Annotated in this window: 1 rRNA gene; it reads right to left on the bottom strand. The window is 54.1% G+C overall.

Going from position 1 to position 390, the window contains the following annotated elements:
* Positions 1 to 390: ribosomal RNA gene (locus tag C5L12_RS27940) — 16S ribosomal RNA — on the bottom strand; the annotation flags it as partial.

Raw genomic sequence — 390 nt, 5'->3', positions numbered from 1 at the left:
GTGTAGCCCTACTCGTAAGGGCCATGATGACTTGACGTCATCCCCACCTTCCTCCAGTTTATCACTGGCAGTCTCCTTTGAGTTCCCGGCCGAACCGCTGGCAACAAAGGATAAGGGTTGCGCTCGTTGCGGGACTTAACCCAACATTTCACAACACGAGCTGACGACAGCCATGCAGCACCTGTCTCAGAGTTCCCGAAGGCACCAAAGCATCTCTGCTAAGTTCTCTGGATGTCAAGAGTAGGTAAGGTTCTTCGCGTTGCATTGAATTAAACCACATGCTCCACCGCTTGTGCGGGCCCCCGTCAATTCATTTGAGTTTTAACCTTGCGGCCGTACTCCCCAGGCGGTCGACTTAACGCGTTAGCTCCGGAAGCCACGCCTCAAGGG

It is taken from the genome of Neorhizobium huautlense (genome assembly GCF_002968575.1).
Classification (GTDB): Bacteria; Pseudomonadota; Alphaproteobacteria; order Rhizobiales; family Rhizobiaceae; genus Neorhizobium; species Neorhizobium huautlense.
The sequence above is the reverse complement of the archived record's forward strand: the minus strand, read 5'-3'. Positions and strand labels throughout refer to the sequence as shown.